Genomic DNA, 21,967 nt, shown 5'->3' with positions numbered 1-21,967 from the left:
TGACGGCTTCACCCCCCCTGTATCCAGTTGCAGCTGTTGATGTCACGCCGCGGCCGGTCGTGGCCCCTCCGACGGGGCTGAAGCCATGAAGGGCTCGCGGGAAACGGATTTCGCTTATCAGGCGGTCTATCGCTACCTGACGGCCCTGATCAGCGAGCTGGGAAGCGATGCCCGGGTGCGACTGCCGTCGCTACGGCAGTTGGCTGACCGGTTGAACGTGTCGATTTCTACCATCCAGTACGCCTATTCGTTGCTGGAAAAGGAGGGCCGGGTCTATTCGATTGCCAAGTCCGGTTATTACGCGCTGCCAGTACCCAGTATGGTCGCCCTGGGGGGCAGTGACGATCTGCTCGAGACGCTCTACGTCAATACCCGGCGACCGGGCATGCTGGTGCTCAGCGCGGACGAGCCAGCCTCGATGCAGCCGTTGGACAGCCCGCTGCTGCTGCTCGAACGCGAGCTGTTGCGCCAGTATCCGCGCGTTTCCCAGATGCCTTCTCAGCCCTGGGGTGAGCTGGAGCTGCGTGCTGCCTTGGCGGCCCGTTACACCTCCTCGCCAGCGCGCTGCTGGAAGGCCGATGACGTGTACCTCGGTGCGGATCTGCGTGGTGTACTGGAGATCCTGATCGCCGTGCTGGCGCTCAGGGGCTCCACAATATTGATCGAGTCGCCGTGCGACTGGATGATTCTGCGCTTGTTGCAAGCAGCCGACGTCAAGGTCATCGAGCTGCCGTTGCTGGCGGACGGCGCGATATGTCTAGAGCAACTGGAACAACTTCTGCAGAACGAAACCGTACGCCTGGTGGTGGTGTCTTCGGTGTTGAGCATGCCAAGGGGAACGTGTATCCCCGAGGACAACCGCCGGTCCGTCGCGAATCTGCTGGAGGTCCATGGTACCTGGGTGCTGGAGAACGACAGCTACACGGACCTGATATTCGACACCGGGGTGGTGCCTTTTCGCGACCTGCTCGATCCGGATCGCTTGATTGTCTATTCCACTTTCGAGAAAACCATCGGCCCGGAAGCACCGTATGGCTATGTGCTGTCGCGTCAGTTGACCCTGCAACTGCAGCGGCATTTCCTGCTGCGCGCATTTCGCCTGTCGCCCATTCGGCAGAAGGCCATTGCGCGGCTGTACAGCAACGGCCGGATGGACCAGCATTTGCTGGTATTACGGCGACTGTTGCGTGAAAGCGCGACCTCGACGATGCAACTGCTGCGGGAAAGGCTGGGGGACAGCCTGCAATGGGTGGAAGCCCAGGGAGGCGCAACGATCTGGATTCGATCGTCACGCCGGGTGGACCTGCGGCAGGTTTTCCAGCGTTTGCTGGCCCAGCGCATCGTCATTGCTCCTGGCGAACTGTTCAGTATCCAAGGGCTTTATACCCAGCATTTGCGTATGACGCATGCCTTGAGTGGGGCAACCGACCTGGACACTACGTTCCACGCGTTGGCCGATGCCTTGCGGCTCGAGCAATCGTGAGAAGGGCAATGGATCGAACCCATCGCGCCATGGTCGAACTGTCAGTAAACTGCATCCCATTTCCCAAGCCACTCCACCCAGAGGTTTTGCATGACAGTCAGTCCATTTGCGGGCAAGCCGGCGCCGGCAGAGTTGTTGATCGATATCCCGCGACTGGTGACGGCCTATTACACCGGCCGGCCCGATGCCTCGGTTGCGACCCAGCGAGTGGCTTTCGGCACCTCCGGTCACCGTGGCAGCTCCTTCGATCTGGGGTTCAACGAATGGCACGTACTGGCTATCAGTCAGGCCATCTGCCTGTACCGTGAAGCCCACGGAATCGATGGCCCGTTGTTCGTTGGTATCGACACCCATGCGCTTTCTACCCCTGCGGGGGCCAGTGCGCTGGAGGTGCTGGCCGCCAATGGCGTGACCGTGATGATCGCCGAAGGCGACGAATACACACCGACGCCGGCGGTTTCCCACGCGATCATCTGCTACAACCGGGGGCGCACTACGGGGCTGGCGGACGGTATCGTCATCACGCCGTCCCATAACCCGCCGCACAGTGGTGGCTACAAGTACAACCCTACCAACGGTGGCCCGGCCGATACCCATATCACCAAGTGGATCGAAGCCAAGGCCAACGAACTGCTGGCCAACCAGTTGGCCGGCGTCAAGCGCATCAGCTACGAGCGGGCCCTGAAGGCCGAAACCACTCATCGTCACGACTACCTCAACACCTACGTGGCGGACCTGATCAATGTCATCGATTTCGATGCCATCCGCGCCGCCGGGCTGCGCCTGGGCGTCGATCCGCTGGGCGGGGCAGGGGTGCGCTATTGGCCAGCCATCGCCGAGCATTACCGCCTGGATCTGGACGTGGTGAATACTCAGGTGGATTCGACGTTCCGCTTCATGACGGTCGACTGGGACGGGCAGATCCGCATGGACCCTTCTTCCAGCTATGCGATGCAAGGGCTGATCGGCCTGAGGGAGCGTTTCGACGTCGCCTTCGCCTGCGACCCGGATCACGACCGCCACGGCATCGTGACACCATCCGGAGGCTTGCTGGCACCGAACAACTACCTGGCTGTGTCCATTGACTACCTGTTCCAGAACCGTCCGCAATGGCGCGCCGATGCCGGTGTGGGCAAGACGGTGGTCAGCAGCGGGCTGATCGATCGCGTGGCCAGGCGCCTGGGGCGTCGTCTCTATGAAGTGCCGGTAGGCTTCAAGTGGTTTGCCGATGGCCTGTTCGACGGCTCTCTGGGCTTCGGTGGTGAGGAAAGCGCCGGTGCTTCGTTCCTGCGTAAGGACGGTGGCGTGTGGAGTACCGACAAGGACGGCCTGATTCCGGCGCTACTGGCGGCTGAAATGACCGCTCGCACCGGCCGCGACCCAAGCCAGGCCTACCGCGCCCTGACAGACGAACTGGGGGAGCCGTTCTCCGTACGCGTCGATGCGAAGGCTACTGCGCAGCAGAAGGCCCTGTTGAGCAAACTTTCACCGGATCAGGTCGCGTCTACCCAGCTGGCCGGTGAGGCAATCCAGAGCATTCTCAGCCACGCGCCGGGGAACGATCAGGCCATCGGCGGCCTGAAGGTGATGACCGAAAACGGCTGGTTCGCAGCGCGTCCGTCCGGCACCGAGGATATCTACAAGATCTACGCCGAAAGCTTCCTTGGCGACGAGCACCTCAAACAGTTGGTGAGTGAGGCGCAGACGCTGGTGGATGGCGCTATCAGCGGCTAAAGGTCGTATGCCACAGAACCCTGTGGGAGCGAGCCTGCTCGCGATAGCGGTGGGTCAGTTACATAGATGTTGAATGTGCCGACGTCATCGCGAGCAAGCTTGGCTCCCACAGATTCTGCTGCGTACATATAGAGGTCGTATGCCACAGATATCCTGTAGGAGCGAACCTGCTCGCGATAGCGGTGGTCAAGGCGGCCGTCATGTCGATGCGATACCACTTTCACTTCATCGCCTAACCCCATGACCTACAAGCTTTTGGGTAGCACTCATCGGTAAATCCAGACACCATAGTCGTCATGGTTTTGAACGCCGGAGTCCCAAAGCGTGCCGCAACACTCTCCCGATCTTCCTCCCGAACTGCTTCCCCTGGCGCAAATGCCGCTGCTCAAGCGTCTGGCAGCCAGATTCTTTGGCCATGGACTGACACGTCTGCGCGGGCAGCATAGGGCTTCCTGGTTACATGGACAGGCTGATGGTTTTCGCAGCGGTCATGCTGCCGGTTTCGATTACGGATTCAAAGAGGGCAAGACCGAGGGGTTGGAGGAGGCGCGCCAGGTCTTGTTGATCCGCGACTTCCGCAGTACGGAACACCCGGCGCCCAAAGTGGATGACCTGTTGTTCGACGACTGGCGCCTGCCATTGACCCCCGAGCTCAAGAAGCGCGTGAAGGCGGATGTCGCCCGATTGCTGCCGGCTCATGCACAGCCCAGTGTTGCGCAGTGGAAGATGATCTTCAGCGACACGCCTTCCACCTCGGTGGTTGCCGGGGCCGGTGCGGGTAAATCCACGACCCTGGTGCTGCGCATCGTGTTGCTGTCTCAGTATCTGGGCTTCGAGTTGGATTCGATGACCGTGGTGACGTTTACCCGGGAATCGCGCAAAGACTTTATTCAGAAGTTGATCGAGGTCTTCGCCTTGTGGGGGCGAGCGGTCAACCCCAGGGAAGCCCGCGATCTGGTGCGGACCTTCCATTCGCGCATCTTGCCCATGGTGCGCAGCCTGCCGGGATTCGAGCGGCTCCAGGCCTTCGAAACCCTGGGCCATCGCACGGGGGCGGGCGATGACGACATCGACGGCAACCCCTTCGACTTGCGCATCAACGATGCTCAGCGCCAGCAACTCAATGCGTGTTATCACCATCTCTATCAACGCGACGAGCGTTTTCGCGAGCTGATCAAACCACTGTCCCGGCACGCTTTTCAGCTCAGGCAACTGGAGCGTGACCACCCGGACGTGCAGAAGCGGGTAGCCGTGACCGAACTGGCTGCCCAACGTGATGAAGAACTGTGCGATGCCATCGAGGATCTGTGGTTTCGCGCCGGCGCGTGGCCCATCAAGGGTGTCGAGCCCAAGCGTCAGACATTCAACATCAACGGTTCAACGTTCCATTGTCATGGTTACGTCCCAGCCTTGGATGCTTGGGTGATACTGGGGTTCGATTCGCGGGAGGATGCCCGACTCAGTCGTCCAGGCGCGCGGCTGAGCCTGCGTGCGGAATGGGCAGTAAAGCGAACCCTGTTTCAAGCTTTCTGCCGTAAGCCGTTGATATGGATAGAAAGCTATGAGTCATCCAAGCGTCTTCTCGCCTCGTTGGCCGGGGACGCGAGCGCAGGGCCTGGCTTCGATTACAAGGTCAAGGGGGAGCTGGGTTCGGCGCCATTGCTGGACTGTTTCGTCGCCGCTGCCGGTTTCATTGAGAACCTGGGTTTGGATGTACCGGATGCCGTAGGGCGAATGTGTTTCGCCCAGGATGACCCTGATCGGTTCTTTTTCGAGGCGTTGAGCCGCTATTGGCGGGCGTTTGAAGACCATCTGCTCGACCAGTCGCCTCCCATCATGACCTACAACCGCATGTTTGCGCTGTTCAGCGAGCATTCGCCGGAGAACTTCAAGTTACTGGGCGATGCGCTTCTCAGGCCTATGTCACACCTGATGATTGATGAGTTCCAGGACGTTTCTCCGCAGATCGTCTCCTGGCTTCGTGCAAGCCTTCGGGAAGTGCGTCGCCGGGGCCCTGCCATGCATGTGGGGCGAGGTGCTCAACACTCTTCATTGCTGTGTGTCGGCGACGACTGGCAGTCGATCTATGGTTGGCGCGGCAGTTCACCGAGCTATTTCATGGCGTTCAGCCAACAATTCCCGTCGTCGGCCACTACCCGAGTGATGCTCACTGACAATTATCGCAGCCATCAGCACATCATCGATGCTGCCGAGCATATTGTCCGTGCGGCGGCTGCCATCCCTGGCAAGAAGGCCAAGGCCAGCGGCAAATCCCCATTGCTGAGCCCGGTCAATGTGCTGGATCGGGACGATGAGGGCTTGGCCCAACGGCTGGAGGAGCATTATCGCAAGGGGGATTCGATATTGATGTTGTATCGAAGAAGTATCGATAAGACATTGATAGAGAAGCATATTCAGTCAATAGTTAATGTGGATTCTAGCTTGCCATATGAGATGCGGCGCCTCAGGCAGATGACCTATCACAGTGCCAAGGGGCTCCAGGCTGATGCAGTATTCTTATTGGGAGATTGCCAGCACCTGACCCATTCCCCCTACAAGAATCAGGTCTATCGGATGGCCGGGCTGGGCCAGGACAGTGACACCGAGCCGTACGACACGGCGCAGAAGGACGAAATCCTGCGCCTGGCCTACGTGGGCATCACCCGTGCCGTGCAGCATTGCTACTGGTACGTGGAGGAGCCGGACAGTCAGGCCGCCAACGGGCCCAGGGCCTCGGACCGTATCGACAAAGGCAAGCCTTTCTTTGTTGACCATCGCCGCGCCTGCGGTTGAGTGGGACTGGTCTGGTAGTTGCCTGGAGGATCGCCATCGCGAGCAGGCTCGCTCCCACAGGGGGTTGGGTGAACACACTTGCTGAAGCCGCCCCGAGACATTGTGGGAGCGAGCCTGCTCGCGATAGCGGCGGGACAGCTGGCACAAATGCCCGGGATAGCGCCCACAAAAAAGCCCACAGAATGCGGGCTTTTTTACTCAGGAGGCGAATCGCCTCAAACCAACCGGTGGTACGAAGGCCTCCAGCTCGGCTTCCACCGCTTCGATTATTCGCTCCACGTCAGGGGCATTCATCACGGTCGCGCAGGGGATACCCGCAATCGCGATCATGGTTTCGCCGCTGGCACGGTCGAACAGCCGGGCGACCATGCTGCCCGGCGCATCCATACTGGCCTCGAAGCCCATTGGATGGAAATGCCAGCGCATCAGCTGGCAAGCGTTGGGAAACGTAACCTTGCTGAACGATCCTTTATTCATCTGCTGCCCACCTTCTTCATCAAGCGCTTCCGTTTGCTCTTGTCAGGAAGGAAGAGCCATCATGGCCCTACCAGTGAAAACTAAAAATAGCACCTGATAATGAAAGTCATGTGGCTTTTTTCAGTCCGTTTTGCGATTGGTTCACTTTTTTTGATCTGCATCATGACTTAAAGGCCAGGACTCAGAATGCCATCATCCTTTTCCTGACGAAGTCTGCTGGTTTCTCAACGCCTCTGGCGCGCGGTATTGCAGAGCGATCAGTAGAGCCAGGCCCACCATCGATAAAGCGACGGCGAAGGTGAGATGCAGGCCGTTTGCGACCTCCCCGGGACTGGCCGCGGAGACACCGACCGTCGGTAATGCTGATGCGAATACCGCGCCGAGCACCGATGCACCGGTAAAGAAACCCAGGTTACGCGACAGGTTGAGCAACCCGGCAATGACGCCGCGCTTCTGTGCAGCAACATCCGCCATCACGGCCGTGTTGTTAGCAGTCTGGAACAGCGCATAGCCCAGCGTAGTCACCACGATGGCCATGACGTAGCCGCCCATGCCCAACGCGGGTGACACCAGCGCCAGCATCGAGCAGCCCAGCACCATGGTCGCCAACCCGGCAAGCCGCATGGGCCGCACGCCGAACCGATCCGTAAGGCGCCCGGCAGGCACGCCGGCCAACGCAGCGACGCAGGGCCCGACGGCCAGCACCAATCCCACCAGCGAGGTCGGCAGTCCAAGGCTGATGGACAAGTAGAAAGGTCCTACCAGCAGCGTCGCCATCATGACTGTGGCGACCAATGCACTCGTTGCCAGGCCTGACACCAGCAGCCGGTCACGGAACAATGCCAGGGGGATCAACGGCGACGTTACCCGGCGCTGGGCCAGGACAAACAACCCGCCGCCAAGGATCGCCACCAGCAGCAAGGCGAGATTGAGTCCACCAAAATGGCCGCGTCCCAGGGTCATGGCCAGTGCATAAGCGCCCAGCGCCGTCGCCAGCAGCACTGTGCCCGGGATATCGAAGCCGGGTCTTGCGGCACTCGTCTGCGGGCGATGGGTGGGCAAGGAACGCCAGGCCAACAGCCATGTCAGCAGTCCGAGGGGCACGTTGATCAGGAAGATAGCGTGCCAGCCGAATACGCTGACAAGCGTGCCGCCGAGCGAGGGTCCAAGGGCGGTGCCTACCGCTGACAGCGTGGCCAGCAAGCCCATGGCGCGCCCGATTCGCTCCTTCTCGACCGTTTCACCGACCAAAGCCAGGGTCAACGCCATCATGACGGCCGCTCCCAGGCCTTGCAGCGTCCGGCCCATGATCAACAGCCCAAGGGAAGGCGCGAGCCCGCAGAGAACAGACGCCAGGGTAAACAACAGAATGCCGGTCAACAGCAGTGGTCGGCGTCCCAGCAGATCACCCAGGCGCCCGACGCTGACAATCAGCGTGGAGATCGCCAGCAGATAAGCCAGCACCACCCATTGGACTGCCTGGAAAGAGGCGCCGAACGCTTCGGCCAAGGCGGGCAGGCCGACTGTGGCGACGCTGGTGCCCAGCGAGGCGAGCAAGGTTGCCAGGGCAAGGCTGGTCAACGCCCAGCGCGACGAGGAGGTTTGGGGAGCGCCGGGAATGTCCGGCGGTGTATGGACTGGTTTCATGCTGTTCTCCGGAGCGGTTCACAAAAACTGGACTGTCAGAACAGTACGCCCAGGCATAACATGGCGGAAGACGCAGCATTTGCACTTTATAGCTGCATATGACGCCATCTATGAGCCCGAGGCCTGACCATGTCCATTCCCGACCTCAACCTGTTGATCACCCTTGACGTGCTGTTGGCGGAAGGCAGCGTTGCCCGAGCGGCCCAACGGCTGCGGCTCAGTCCTTCGGCGATGAGCCGGGCGTTGGCGCGATTGCGCGATACCACCGGTGACCCGCTGTTAGTGCGGGCCGGGCGAGGGCTGGTGGCCACGCCCCGTGCCTTGGAACTGCGCGAGCAGGTCAGTCAACTGGTGCAGGATGCCCAGACAGTACTGCGCCCGGTCGAGGCCCCGGACCTGCGGCGGTTGAATCGGACCTTTACGCTGCGCACCCGGGAAGGGTTCGTGGAAAACTTCGGGATCGACCTGATTACCCGCATCGGCGAGGAGGCCCCCGGTGTCCGAATGCGCTTCGTGGACAAGGCTGACAAGAGCAGTACGGCACTGCGCGAGGGGACCGTGGACCTGGAAACCGCCGTCGTGGACAAGGACACCCGACCGGAGCTACGCACCCAGGCATTGTTTGTCGACCGACTTATCGGCGTGGTACGCCTGGGGCATCCGCTGAGCCAGGCCGAGGTTACCGCCGCTGCTTATGCCGAGGGCGGGCATATCGCTGTCGCCTTGCGCGACCTCGACCACGGCCCCATCGATCGGGCATTGGAGCCCTTGAACCTGACGCGAGAGATCATCACCACCGTCCCCGGCTTTTCCACGGCGTTGGGGCTCGCGCGGTCCAGTGACCTGATCGCCAGTGTGCCCGAACGCTATACCACCCGCCTGCGCGCCGGCCTGCACAGCTTTGCGCTGCCGTTCCCGGTGCCGATATTCACGATTGCCATGCTCTGGCATCCACGAATGGATGCCGATCCGGTACACCGCTGGCTGCGAGGTTGTTTGCGTGAGGTTTGCGCGCGCAACACTGGGGAGCAAATAGGCCACTAATTCATATTAATTAATAGCACTTCACTGGCACTTAGTTGCTGAAAGTGTACTGCTCGACATAGGGCGATATTTAATATTTAAATAGGGTTTTGTCCGACAATTTTTGATCCTGAGGCTGTGCTGCCTGTATTAACGGGACGGGCGCCTAGTGCCCCGCGTGTCGTCAGAGTTGTTGTCCATATGCGTCGAAAAAATCGCTAGACGTATGATTTCGAATTGTGTCAGTTTTCTTGCGTCCTCAATTGGGCGAGTGATAGGACGATCTCGCCAGAGATTGTCTGTCTGACAAAAACTGTTCCATTGCAAACAAGGAAGTGTGTTTATGTCGAAAGTCAAAACCGGCACTGTTGATTCTGCTGAACAACTCCTCTGGGCACCGCAATCATTGGCCGCGTCCAGTAATGCATTCAACCAGATCAATAGTTTCAGCCATCAATATGACCGTGGCGGCAACCTCACCATCAATGGCAAACCCTCGTACTCGGTGGACGAGGCGGCGACTCAATTGCTGCGCGACGGCGCGGCGTATCAGGACAGAGACGGCAGCGGCAAGATCGAGCTGACTTATACCTTTCTGACCTCCGCTTCCTCGAGCACCATGAACAAGCATGGAATCAGCGGTTTCAGCCAGTTCAGTACTCAGCAGAAGGGCCAGGCAGTGCTGGCCATGCAGTCCTGGGCGGATGTGGCCAATGTCACCTTTACCGAGAGAAGCAGCGGTGGCGACGGACACATGACCTTCGGCAACTACAGCAGTGGCCAGGACGGCGCAGCGGCGTTCGCCTACCTGCCGGGGACCGGCGCCGGGTATGACGGGACGTCCTGGTACCTGATCAATAGCAGCTACACCCAGAACAAGAATCCGGGCCTGAACAACTATGGCCGGCAGACCCTGACCCACGAAATCGGCCACACCCTGGGCCTGGCGCACCCAGGCGACTACAACGCCGGCGAAGGCAGCCCGACCTACGATGACGCCACGTACGGCCAGGACACCCGTGGCTACAGCGTCATGAGCTACTGGAGTGAAAGCAACACCGACCAGAACTTCAGCAAAGGCGGAGTCGAAGCCTATTCCTCAGGCCCGTTGATGGACGACATCGCGGCGATCCAGAAACTCTACGGTGCCAACATGAGCACCCGTACCGGTGACACCACCTACGGCTTCAATTCCAACGCCGGTCGCGATTTCCTCAGCGCATCGTCCTCGTCGGACAAGGTGGTGTTCTCGGTATGGGATGCGGGCGGTCGCGATACCCTGGACTTTTCCGGTTTCACCCAGAACCAGAAAATAAATCTCAATGACGCCTCGTTCTCCGACGTTGGCGGCATGGTGGGCAACGTGTCCATCGCTCAGGGCGCCACCATCGAAAATGCCATCGGCGGGTCGGGCAGCGATTTGCTGATCGGCAACGAAGTGGCCAACGAGCTCAAGGGGGGCGCCGGCAATGACATCCTCTGGGGGGGCGGCGGTGCGGACAAGCTGTCGGGCGGTTCGGGTGCCGACACGTTCGTCTTCGCCGCGAGCTCCGATTCGCGGCCGGGTGCCACGGACCAGATCCTCGATTTCGTCAGCGGCCTGGACAAGATCGACCTGACCGGCATCACCAACGGCGCGGGCCTGCACTTCGTGAATGCGTTCACCGGTGCGGCGGGCGATGCGGTGCTGTCGACATCGGGTGGCAACAGCCTGTTGTCGGTGGACTTCTCCGGGCATGGCGTGGCCGATTTCCTGGTCAGCACCGTCGGCCAGGCAGCGGTTTCGGACATCGTGGCTTGATGCCCGTGTGACTCACTGAGGTGAGGGGGGTGTTCCCATCGATAATGGGACTGTTTCGCAGCCCAGCGGGAGCAAGCTCCCTCGCCACAGACGCATTCCAATTCTTTCAGCGAGTAAAGATCATGCCCCGCAGTCTTCCGGCAACCGCCTGGTTACTCGCTGCGCTGATGTTGTTTTCCGGAGAAGTCACCATGGCGCGCAGCCTGTTGTTAGCAGAACCCTCACAGTTGGCCGGTCAGTGGCGCGCCGTTCTGGCAGGCCCGCAGGACAACGCACAAACCCAGGCGCTGCAGGACAAGCCGTCCAATATCTGTGTCATCGAGCTCAAGGCGGACCAGACCGTAGGCGGGCAAACCGACTGCCTGGGCCAGTGGCTCGGGGATGAACCGGTCCGTTGGTTTCCTGAGCCCGATGGTCTTTCGCTGCTTGGCAAGCAAGATGCCAGAGTTCATCTGGGGCTGCGTCAGGGCCAGCATTATCAAGTCAATTTGAAATCGGGATTGAGCGTCATCCTTGAGCGCAATATCCAAGAGGGCGCGCGTTAGCTTATTCGTACGGCTTGAGCCTGTTTTACCTTGAATCCAGACGCGCTTGTTCATCAGGCGCGCACTTTGGTGTGGGCATGCTCAACTATTAAATGATTGGAAAGTTCAAGTGTTTGCCAACTTTGTGGCGAAGCCAATTGCAGGGAAGAATGATGAAGAGGGCAAAGACCGCCGCCGCGGTGCCGCTGTTCAAGGCGCTGGGCGATTATAAAAACATTCTGCTCAGTGTCGGTTGTTTTACCGCGCTGATTAATGTCCTGATGCTGGCGCCCTCCATTTACATGCTCCAGGTATATGACCGGGGATTATCATCGCAAAACGAAACCACCCTGGTAATGTTGTCGTTGATGGTGGTGGGCTTCTTTGTGTTCATCGGGTTGCTTGAAATGGTGCGCAGCTTCATTGTCATCCGCATCGGCAGCCAGTTGGAGAGACGATTCAATCTCCAGGTCTACAAAGCCGCGTTCGAGCGCAACCTGCTCCAGGGCGAAGGCAACGCCGGGCAGTCCCTGGGTGACTTGACCCATCTGCGCCAGTTCGTCACCGGGCCGGCGCTATTTGCCTTCTTCGATGCCCCCTGGTTCCCGGTCTATCTGCTGGTGATTTATCTGTTTAACGTCTGGCTGGGCGTGTTCGCCAGCGTGGGCACGCTGCTGCTCATCGGTCTGGCATGCCTGAACGAGATCATGACCCGCAAATCGTTGGGGCAGGCCAGCAGCTACTCGCAACAGTCCAGTCAACTGGCCACCAGTCATTTGCACAACGCCGAATCGATCCAGGCCATGGGCATGCTCGATGCACTGCGCAACCGCTGGTTTACCGTGCATTCGCGTTTTCTCGGCTTGCAAAACCAGGCCAGCGACACCGGTGCGGTCATCAGTGCGTTCAGCAAAGCCTTGCGCCTGAGCCTTCAATCGCTCGTGCTGGGATTGGGGGCGCTGCTGGTGATCAAGGGCGACATGACCGCCGGGATGATGATTGCCGGCTCGATCCTGATGGGCCGGGTATTGAGCCCTATCGATCAATTGATTGCCGTGTGGAAGCAATGGAGCGGCGCGAAGCTGGCCTATCGTCGTCTCGACGCGTTGTTGCAGGCCTATCCGCCCCAGGACGACGCGATGCCACTGCCACCGCCCAAGGGCCAGGTGAGCTTTGAGCAAGTCAGCGCCGGACCGCCGGGGCAGCGCCAGGCGACATTGCATCAAGTGAGTTTCAGTTTCGCTGCCGGCGAGGTACTTGGGGTCTTGGGGGCTTCGGGTTCCGGCAAATCCACCCTGGCCCGTGTGCTGGTGGGCGTGTGGCCGATCCTGGGAGGTGCAGTGCGGCTGGACGGGGCCGATATCCATCGCTGGAATCGTGACCAACTCGGTCCGTACATCGGCTATCTGCCCCAGGACATCGAACTGTTCAGCGGCAGCATCGCCGAGAACATCTCCCGCTTTCGCGAGGCCGACCCACAGAAAGTCGTCGCTGCCGCGCAGCAGGCCGGCGTGCATGAGCTGATCCTGCGCATGTCCCAAGGTTACGACACGGTCCTGGGGGAGGACGGTAGCGGTTTGTCAGGTGGGCAGAAACAACGGGTCGCCCTGGCCCGGGCCCTGTACGACCGGCCGAGCCTGGTGGTGCTCGACGAGCCCAACTCCAACCTGGACACCGTCGGCGAGGCGGCGCTGGCCAGTGCCATCGCGCAGCTGAAGGCCCAGGGCACCAGCGTCGTGCTGGTGACACATCGCTCCTCGGCGCTGGCCCAGGCCGACAAGCTGCTGGTGCTTAACGAAGGTCGGCTACAAGCGTTCGGACCAAGCCAGGAAGTGCTGCGGGCGCTATCCGGCCAATCGGACACTCCGCGAGACAAAACCCAGGCAACGCCCAACGGATTGAGCATGAGTCGTCAGTACCAGGCCGCCGGCAAGCCCGGAAACGCATGAGCAAGGATCGCGACATGACCCTCGAACACACTCGACACCACGAGCGCCCCGAACGTGACGCCCGTTTCTTCATGCGCATGGGCTGGGCCCTGGCGCTCCTTGGCGCGGGCAGTTTTTTTACCTGGGCCAGCCTGGCCCCGTTGGATCAGGGCATTCCCGTACAAGGCACAGTGGTGGTTTCCGGCAAGCGCAAGGCTGTGCAATCGATGAGCAGCGGCATGGTCAGTCGGATCCTGGTGCGAGAGGGCGAAGCGGTCAAGCAAGGGCAGCCGTTGTTTCGTCTGGACCAGACCCAGGCCTCAGCGGACGTGCAATCGCTGCAAGCCCAGTACCAGATGGCCTGGGCCAGCCTGGCGCGCTGGCAAAGCGAGCGGGACAACCTGGCGCAAGTGAGTTTTCCGAGCGCATTGAGCCAGGACCCGGATCCACGCCTTGCGCTGGTGCTCGAAGGCCAGCGACAACTGTTCAGCAGCCGCCGCGAAGCCTTCGCCCGGGAACAAGCCGCGTTGCGCGCCAGCATCGAAGGCGCCATCGCGCAATTGGCGGGGATGCGACGGGCCCGTGGCGACCTGACTGCCCAGGCCGAGTCCCTGCGCCTGCAACTGGGCAACCTGCAGCCCTTGGCAGATAACGGTTATATCCCGCGTAACCGCCTGCTGGACTATCAACGGCAATTGTCCCAGGTACAGCAGGAGCTGGCTCAGAACGGCGGCGAAAGCGGCCGGGTGGAGCAGGGGATCATCGAGTCTCGACTGAAGCTGCAGCAACACAGCGAGGAGTATCAAAAGGAAGTCCGCAGCCAATTGGCCGACGCCCAGCTCAAGAGTGAAACCCTGCAACAACAGCTCACGTCGGCCAGGTTCGAGCTGCAACACAGCGAGATCCTCGCCACCGCCGATGGCATCGCCGTCAACCTGGGAGTGCACACCGAAGGCGCAGTGGTGCGCCAGGGCGACACCCTGCTGGAGATCGTGCCCCAAGGCACACGGCTGGAGGTGGAAGGGCACCTGCCGGTGAGCCTGATCGACAAGGTCGGTATCCATCTGCCGGTGAACATCCTGTTCACTGCCTTCAACCAGAGCCGCACGCCGAGGGTGTCGGGGGAGGTCAGCCTGGTGTCCGCCGACCAGATGATCGACGAAAAAACCGGTACGCCGTACTACGTGTTGCGCAGCAACGTTGGCGATGCGGCGCTGGAAAAACTCAATGGCCTGGTGATCAAGCCCGGGATGCCGGCGGAGATGTTCGTGCGTACCGGCGAGCGCTCGCTGCTCAACTACTTGTTCAAACCGCTGCTCGACCGGGCCGGCTCTGCGTTGACCGAGGAATAAGGATGTCCGGTGTATGAAGCGTTTCTACGGGTTGGCACTGCTGGCCGTCTCTATTTGCAACAATGTCTGGGCCATGGGGCCGTTCGAGTTCTACGAACAGGCCCTGCGCAACGACCCGGTTTATCTCGGGGCGATCAAGGAGCGCGACGCGGGCCTGGAGAATCGCGCCATCGGCCGTGCCGGGCTGCTGCCGCACCTGGGCTACAGCTACAACAAGGGCCGCAACCAGTCCAAGGTCACCTACCTCAATGACCGCGGCGCCAGCCAGCACGACGATCGCAACTACAGCAGTTACGGCTCCAGCCTGACCCTGCAACAGCCACTGCTGGACTACGAGGCTTACGCGGCTTATCGCAAAGGCGTGGCGCAGGCGCTGTTCGCCGATGAGAACTTCCGCGGCAAGAGCCAGGAGTTGCTGGTGCGGGTGCTGAGCCATTACACCCAGGCGCTGTTCGCTCAGGACCAGATCGACATTGCCCAGGCCAAGAAGAAGGCTTTCGAACAGCAGTTCCGCCAGAACGAGCACCTGTTCCGCCAGGGCGAAGGCACCCGTACCGATATTCTTGAGGCTGAGTCGCGCTACGAGTTGGCCACTGCCGAAGAGATCGAAGCGCACAACGAACAGGATGCCTCTCTGCGCGAGCTGGGTTCGCTGATCGGCGTGCCCACCCTGGCGATCGGCGACCTGGCTCCGTTGAACGAAACTTTCCAGACCTTCGCCTTGCAGCCCGCCGGTTTCGATACCTGGCATGAATTGGCTGTGAGCAACAACCCCAACCTGGCTTCCCAGCGCCAAGCCGTGGACGTGGCGCGTTACGAGGTAGAGCGCAACCGCGCCGGGCATCTGCCCAAGATCAGCGCTTACGCGACGATGCGCCAGAACGAGTCGGAAAGCGGCAACACCTACAACCAGCGCTACGACACCAACACCATTGGCCTGGAAGTGAGCGTGCCCTTGTATGCCGGCGGTGGCGTCTCGGCCTCGACCCGTCAGGCCAGCCGCACCATGGAACAGGCCGAGTACGAGCTGGACGCCAAGACCCGCGAAACCCTGATCGAACTGCGCCGGCAGTTCAGCGCCTGCGTGTCGGGGGTGAACAAGCTGCGGGCCTATCAGAAAGCCCTGGTCTCCGCCGAAGCGCTGGTGGTGTCGACCCGGCAAAGCATTCTTGGTGGCGAGCGGGTCAACCTTGACGCACTCAACGTCGAGCAACAGCTCTACACCACTCGCCGCGACCTTGCACAGGCCCGCTACGACTACCTCATGGCCTGGGTGAAATTGCATTACTACGCCGGCACCTTGGGGGAACAGGACCTGGCGAAGGTGGATGAGGCGTTTGTAACCCGCTGATCCATTGACTCCTCGCCACAGGAGACCAGTGCAAGCCCCAAGGGACGGGAAAGCTACAGGACTTTTGCATCAACTAAGGATGGTTCATGAAAATCGATAACAATAAGCACCCCGGAAAAACACGCAGTCTGTTCCTGCTCAAAACCTTGAATCAGGCCGTGTTCTGCGCTGTGGCGACCCTGGGCACGGCCCAGGCAGCGCCTTATGTCGAGGGCGGCAGGTCCGGGGACCCGGACAGTTGGCGCAGTGCCGAATTCAACGCCGAATGGGGGTTGGGCGCGATCAATGCGCAGCAGGCCTATGCCGCCGGCTACACGGGCAAGGGCGTCAAGCTGGGGATTTTCGACCAGCCGGTCTATGCCGCGCATCCGGAGTTTTCCGGCACCGACAAAGTCGTGACCCTGGTCACCAGCGGTATCCGTGAATACACCGACCCGTACATCCCGGTGAGGGCCGGTGACCCCTTCCGCTATGACGGCTCGCCCACGGTAGGCTCCGATGGCAAGCTGGGCTCCCATGGCACCCATGTCGGCGGGATCGCCGCCGGCAGCCGTGATGGCAGCCCGATGCACGGCGTGGCGTTCGACGCTCAGATTGTCAGTGCCGACAACGGCGATCCAGGACCCGAAGACGGCATCATCCTGGGCAACGATGGCGCGGTGTACAAGGCCGGTTGGGATGCGCTGATCGCCAGCGGCGCACGGATCATCAATAACAGTTGGGGCATCGGCATCACCGACCGCTTCGACCAAGGCGGCCGCGACCCTGCCTTCCCGCACTTCACCGTGCAGGATGCGCAATTGCAGTTCGACCAGATCCAGCCGCTGCTGGGCACCCGGCCGGGCGGCGCCTACGAAGGCGCCATCGCTGCGGCCCGCAGTGGAATCGTGACCATTTTCGCCGCCGGCAACGACTACAACCTCAACAATCCCGATGCCATCGCGGGCCTGGCGTATTTCGTGCCGGACATCGCGCCGAACTGGCTCACGGTTGCCGCCCTTCAGATCAACCCCGATACCAGCAGCCCCGATCCCTACACCATCAGCACCTTCTCGTCGCGCTGTGGCTATACCGCCAGTTTCTGTGTATCGGCGCCAGGCACCCGGGTCTATAGCGCCGTGATCGGCGGCACCGGCGCCGATGACCTGACGGTCGGCTACGCCAACAAGAGCGGCACCTCCATGGCGGCACCCCATGTCGCCGGCAGTGTGGCGGTGTTGATGGAGCGCTTCCCCTACATGACCGGTGCTCAGGTCGCCAGTGTGCTGCGTACCACGGCCACCGACATGGGCGCCCCTGGCGTCGATTCGCTGTATGGCTGGGGCATGATCAACCTGGGCAAGGCCATAGACGGCCCGTCGATGCTGGTGACCGAGCAAGACATTCCCGTGGAATTCCGTATCGACGGCGCCTACGGCACAGGGCAATTCGTGGCGGACCTGCCGGGCGTCGGTGCGATCGTCGATGCTGGCAAACCCACTGAACGGGTGTGCAGCGGAATCCAGTGCGGGCTGGATGTGTGGCGCAACGACATAACTGGTTACGGTGGCCTGACCAAGGAAGGCATCGGCACCTTGGTACTCACGGGAGACAGTACCTATAGCGGGCCGACCCTGGTCAACGAGGGGCGTCTTGCAATCAACGGCTCTCTGGCATCGGCCGTGACTGTCAATGACGGCGGTGTGCTGGGCGGGAATGGCCGCATCGCCAGCCTGACGGCCAAGCAGGGAGGCAGCGTGGCGCCGGGCAATTCCATCGGCACGTTGCAGGTGGCCGGGGATGTGACCTTCCAATCGGGTTCGACCTACGCGGTGGAGGTGTCGCCTACCTCCAGCGACCTGATCATTGCCGGCGGCAAGGTCTCCATCGACGGCGCGACGGTGTCGTTGTCCCTGGAAAACAGCCCGACGCTACTTTCCGCCAGCGAAGTGAATAGTCTGCTGGGGCGTCAGCTCGACATCCTGCAGGCGGCCGACGGTATCGAGGGGCGTTTTGGCGAGGTGCTACCCAATTATGCGTTCCTGGGAGGAAACCTGGCGTATTCCGCCAGCGGCGTTCGATTGGCGGTGGCGCGCAACGCAACGTCGTTCAGCAGCCTTGGCCTGACCCCCAACCAGCGCTCGGTGGCGACCGCGGCAGAGCAATTGGGGGCTGGCAACGGCCTCTACGAAGCCTTGTTGCTGTCACCCAGCGCCGCCGAGGCCCAACAGGCGTTCCAGCAACTGTCCGGCGAGATCCATCCAGCCATCGGCACGTTGTTGATCAACCAAAGCCGTTACCTGCGAGATGCCGTAGGTGATCGCCTGCGCCAGGACGCGCTGTACGACGCCAATACGCCCACCGATACCGGGAGCAACCTCTGGGTCAAGGTGCTCGGTGCCTGGGGCAAAAGCGAAGGGGGACATGACAATGCCAGTTCCAACAGCTCCATCGGCGGGCTGCTGATCGGTGGCGATGGCTTGATCAGCGAACGGACACGACTGGGTTTCGTCACCGGATACAGCGACAGCTCGTTGAGCATGGGGGATGGCACGCATTCGTCGGCCAAGGCCGACAGCTATCACCTGGGGGCCTACCTGGGACATGAGATCGACGCGCTGCGCCTGACCGTCGGTGGCGCCTACAGCTGGCATCGCATCGACGTAAAACGCGAGCTGCAGTGGGCCGAGATCAATGGTCGGGAGAAAACCAAGCGTGATGCCCGCACCGCCCAGCTCTTCACCGAAGCGGCATATCGCCTCGACCTGCAACCCGTGGACCTGGAACCGTTCGCCAACCTGGCTTATGTGCATCTGGACAGTGACAGTTTCCATGAGAAAGGCGACAGCGCAGCCCTGCACGGTGGCAACGACCGTCGCGATGCGGTGCTGTCGACGCTGGGTGTGCGGGCCAGCCATACCCTGGCGCTGTCGCAGACGCAGCAATTGCAGCTCTCCGGGTCACTCGGCTGGCAGCACAACTTGAGCAACACCCGTTCCGAACAGGACCTGGCGTTCGCCGGCAGCGCGGATACCTTCGCGGTGCAGAGCGTGGCCATGGACCGCAATGCCGCGGTGATCGGTGCACGGGCCGGGCTCGCAGTGGCCAAGGATGTGCGCGTCAACCTGGACTACAACGGCGTGCTCGGTGCCCGGGATAAAAGCCATGGTGTCGGGCTGACGCTGGATTGGCAATTCTGAACCAGGAGAAATGGCCGGTTGGCCCCTTCACTTCATCCCCCATTCCAACAACAAAAAGAGAGGCAGCTACACATGGGTATCTACGACTACAAGAACCTCGGCACCACCGAGTCCAAGGCATTGGTGAGCGATGCAATGGCCATCATGTTGTATTCCTACCATAACCTCGACAATGGCTTTGCTGCCGGGTACCAGCACAATGGCTTCGGTGCCGGTCTACCGGCGACCCTGGTCACGGCACTGCTGGGCGGCACTGATTCCCAAGGGGTGATTCCCGGCGTGCCTTGGAATCCCGACTCGGAAAAGCTTGCCCTGGAAGCGGTGCAAAAGGCCGGCTGGACGCCCATCAGTGCCTCGCAACTGGGCTATACCGGCAAGGTGGATGGTCGCGGAACATTTTTCGGCGAGAAAACCGGCTACACCACCGCGCAAGTGGAGATCCTTGGCAAGTACGACGCTGATGGACATCTGCAGGAAATCGGCGTGTCGTTTCGTGGCACCAGCGGCCCCCGGGAAAACCTGATCACCGACTCAATAGGCGATGTGTTCAACGACCTGATGGCCGCCCTGGGGCCCAAGGACTATGCGAAAAACTACGCCGGTGAGGCCTTCGGCAATCTGCTTGCCGACGTCGCGAAGTTTGCCCAGGCCCACGGCCTGACGGGCAAGGACGTGTTGGTCAGCGGCCACAGCCTGGGTGGGTTGGCGGTCAATAGCATGGCCGACTTGAGCGCGGACAAGTGGTCGGGCTTCTACAACAGCGCGAACTACATCGCTTATGCTTCACCGACCCAGAGCGGCACCGACAAAGTGCTGAACATCGGCTATGAAAACGATCCGGTATTCCGGGCGCTGGACGGTTCGACCTTCAATCTGGCGTCGGTGGGCGTGCATGATGCGCAGCAGGAATCAGCCACGAACAACATCGTCAGCTTCAACGACCATTACGCGTCGACGGCCTGGAACGTGTTGCCGTTTTCCATCCTGAACATTCCCACCTGGATTTCCCATCTGCCCACCGGCTACGGCGATGGCATGGGGCGGATCATGGGCTCGGCGTTCTACGACCTGACCGGAAAGGACTCCACCATCATCGTTGCCAATCTGTCGGACCCGGCTCGGGGCAATACGTGGGTGCAGGACCTCAATCGCAATGCCGAAGCCCATACCGGCAGTACCTTCATCATTGGCAGCGACCAGGCGGATCTGATCCAGGGCGGCCAGGGTAACGATTACCTGGAAGGTCGCGCCGGCAACGATACGTTCCGCGATGGCGGTGGCTATAACGTTATCCTGGGCGGGCAGGGCACCAACTGCCTGCAACTGCAGCAATCGATAAAGGACTTCAGTTTTGCCCATGACGGGGCCGGAACGCTGTACGTGGGTGATGCTCATGGCGGGATCAGCATCACCCGTGACATCGGTACGCTGGTCAGCCGGGAGCCCGGATCGCTCTGGGGAATGCTCAAGGATGAGGTCAGCCACAGCGTGACCGCCAACGGTCTGGTGACCGCGGGCAACCTGACGGCGTATGCCTCATCGGTCAACGGCAGCGCGGCTGACGACACCTTGATGGCTCGGGCGACCGGTGACTGGCTGTTCGGCCTGGACGGCAACGACCAACTGGTGGGTGGTGTGGGCAACGACACCTTCGTCGGCGGTTCGGGCAACGACGTGATGCAATCGGGTGGCGGCAGCGACACCTTCATCTTCAGTGGCGTATTCGGTCAGGACCGGATCAGCGGTTACGACGGGGGTGACAAGTTGGTTTTCCTCGGCATACAGGGGGCTGGGGCGGGTTATGACTACAGCCAGCACTTGTCGCAGGTGGGCGCCGATACGCTGCTCACGGTTGGCGACAACTCCGTGACCTTGGTGGGGGTAGGGCTGGGGCAGGTTGGAGACAACATCGTGTTTGCCTGATTCCTGGGTATTGAACCCTGACCTCTGTGGGAACTGAACTTGCTCGCGATAGCGGTGGACCTGCTGCATCGATGTTGAATGTGCCACCATCGCGAGCAGGCTCGCTCCCACATGGACCGGCGCTGACTTTGATTCCATGACCACCGCAGATCCCCTGTGGGAGCAAAGCTTGCTCGCGATGGCGGCAGTACAGTCAATCCTTTAAGCGGCTGGTTCACCGCTTTCGCGAGCAAGCCCGCTCCCACATGGATCGGGGCTGACTTTGATTCCATGACCACCGCAGATCCCCTGTGGGAGCGAGCCTGCTCGCGATGGCGGCAGTACAGCCGCAAGTGATGCCAGCGATGCCATCGTTATCCCGGCCAAGGCCAAAGATATTCAGTCTTCCTTGCGAATCGTCGCCACGTCGTCGGCGCGCACCCGGACTTTCTTGCCGGCAATGTCTTCGAACTCGTAAAAGCCATCGGACGTTCGGGTGTTGGGGGTGTCCTTGGTCAAATACTGGGTGCCGTTCTGCAAGGTCACGACGGTCGGCGTCGAGCAGCCGGCCAGCGCCAGGAAAGCTGCGGCAGCCAAAGGCAGGCCCAGAAATCTGATATTCATATCCATACCTCTCGATCAAAGGACGCGGCTCATCCGGCCGCGCCATCACTGTAATCAACCGCCATTGGTCCCGCTTACTGTAGGAAAGTTCATCGCCGACTAGAGGATTTCACTTTATTGATTGAGGGAACCACTCATCCTTTGCAGTT

The 21,967-nt window shown here is 60.9% G+C and carries 14 protein-coding genes; 11 read left to right on the top strand and 3 right to left on the bottom strand.

The features are described 5' to 3' along the window. Nucleotides 1-85: 85 nt before the first annotated feature. The 3 genes from QZH45_RS16595 to QZH45_RS16585 all read left to right on the top strand — a co-directional run bounded on the left by QZH45_RS16595 (nt 86) and on the right by QZH45_RS16585 (nt 6,010). A complete protein-coding gene (locus tag QZH45_RS16595) occupies nt 86-1,483 on the top strand; it encodes an aminotransferase class I/II-fold pyridoxal phosphate-dependent enzyme (protein ID WP_053194075.1) in 1,398 nt (465 codons plus the stop codon). A gap of 90 nt (nt 1,484-1,573) precedes the next feature. Continuing rightward, complete coding sequence (gene pgm, locus QZH45_RS16590; protein WP_055136058.1) at nt 1,574-3,217, top strand: phosphoglucomutase (alpha-D-glucose-1,6-bisphosphate-dependent); 1,644 nt, start codon at nt 1,574-1,576, stop codon at nt 3,215-3,217. Between the two features lie 324 nt (nt 3,218-3,541). After that, a complete protein-coding gene (locus QZH45_RS16585; protein ID WP_055135972.1) occupies nt 3,542-6,010 on the top strand; it encodes a UvrD-helicase domain-containing protein in 2,469 nt (822 codons plus the stop codon). A 198-nt stretch (nt 6,011-6,208) separates the two neighbouring features. On the opposite strand, the gene QZH45_RS16580 is transcribed toward QZH45_RS16585, so the two are convergent. Continuing rightward, nucleotides 6,209-6,487 carry a DUF1652 domain-containing protein gene (locus QZH45_RS16580; protein ID WP_003201764.1) on the bottom strand — a complete coding sequence of 93 codons (279 nt, stop codon included), beginning with the start codon at nt 6,485-6,487 and terminating at the stop codon, nt 6,209-6,211. A gap of 192 nt (nt 6,488-6,679) precedes the next feature. Next, nucleotides 6,680-8,134 carry an MFS transporter gene (locus QZH45_RS16575; protein ID WP_055135971.1) on the bottom strand — a complete coding sequence of 485 codons (1,455 nt, stop codon included), beginning with the start codon at nt 8,132-8,134 and terminating at the stop codon, nt 6,680-6,682. Nucleotides 8,135-8,263: 129 nt separating this feature from the next. Here QZH45_RS16575 and QZH45_RS16570 point away from each other — a divergent pair, with 129 nt between their 5' ends. From QZH45_RS16570 to QZH45_RS16535, 8 genes are all read left to right on the top strand, one after another. Further along, nucleotides 8,264-9,178 (top strand): LysR family transcriptional regulator, encoded by a 915-nt coding sequence (locus QZH45_RS16570; protein WP_024778500.1) that lies wholly within the window; start codon nt 8,264-8,266, stop codon nt 9,176-9,178. Between the two features lie 322 nt (nt 9,179-9,500). Further along, nucleotides 9,501-10,958 carry a serralysin family metalloprotease gene (locus QZH45_RS16565; RefSeq protein ID WP_024778499.1) on the top strand — a complete coding sequence of 486 codons (1,458 nt, stop codon included), beginning with the start codon at nt 9,501-9,503 and terminating at the stop codon, nt 10,956-10,958. Nucleotides 10,959-11,080: 122 nt separating this feature from the next. Further along, complete coding sequence (locus QZH45_RS16560) at nt 11,081-11,503, top strand: AprI/Inh family metalloprotease inhibitor (protein ID WP_069018234.1); 423 nt, start codon at nt 11,081-11,083, stop codon at nt 11,501-11,503. 152 nt (nt 11,504-11,655) lie between these two features. Further along, on the top strand, nt 11,656-13,431 hold the full coding sequence (locus QZH45_RS16555; RefSeq protein ID WP_069018232.1) for a type I secretion system permease/ATPase: 1,776 nt from the start codon (nt 11,656-11,658) through the stop codon (nt 13,429-13,431). Further along, entirely contained in the window at nt 13,428-14,762 is a 1,335-nt protein-coding gene (locus QZH45_RS16550) for an HlyD family type I secretion periplasmic adaptor subunit (RefSeq protein ID WP_055135724.1), read from the top strand. The genes QZH45_RS16555 and QZH45_RS16550 overlap by 4 nt, the downstream gene beginning before the upstream one ends. Nucleotides 14,763-14,775: 13 nt before the next feature. Next, entirely contained in the window at nt 14,776-16,113 is a 1,338-nt protein-coding gene (locus QZH45_RS16545; RefSeq protein WP_055135725.1) for a TolC family outer membrane protein, read from the top strand. A gap of 86 nt (nt 16,114-16,199) precedes the next feature. Next, nucleotides 16,200-19,292 (top strand): autotransporter serine protease, encoded by a 3,093-nt coding sequence (locus QZH45_RS16540; protein WP_055135726.1) that lies wholly within the window; start codon nt 16,200-16,202, stop codon nt 19,290-19,292. Nucleotides 19,293-19,364: 72 nt separating this feature from the next. After that, nucleotides 19,365-21,215 carry a polyurethane esterase gene (locus QZH45_RS16535; RefSeq protein ID WP_055135727.1) on the top strand — a complete coding sequence of 617 codons (1,851 nt, stop codon included), beginning with the start codon at nt 19,365-19,367 and terminating at the stop codon, nt 21,213-21,215. Nucleotides 21,216-21,593: 378 nt separating this feature from the next. Here the strand turns inward: QZH45_RS16535 and QZH45_RS16530 are convergent, their stop codons facing one another. After that, nucleotides 21,594-21,818: a YgdI/YgdR family lipoprotein gene (locus QZH45_RS16530; protein WP_024776392.1), complete on the bottom strand. Its 225-nt coding sequence runs from the start codon at nt 21,816-21,818 to the stop codon at nt 21,594-21,596. Nucleotides 21,819-21,967: the final 149 nt, after the last annotated feature.

The organism is Pseudomonas corrugata, assembly GCF_050920615.1.
GTDB classification, from domain to species: Bacteria; Pseudomonadota; Gammaproteobacteria; order Pseudomonadales; family Pseudomonadaceae; genus Aquipseudomonas; species Aquipseudomonas corrugata.
This window is presented reverse-complemented; position numbering and strand designations above follow the sequence as displayed.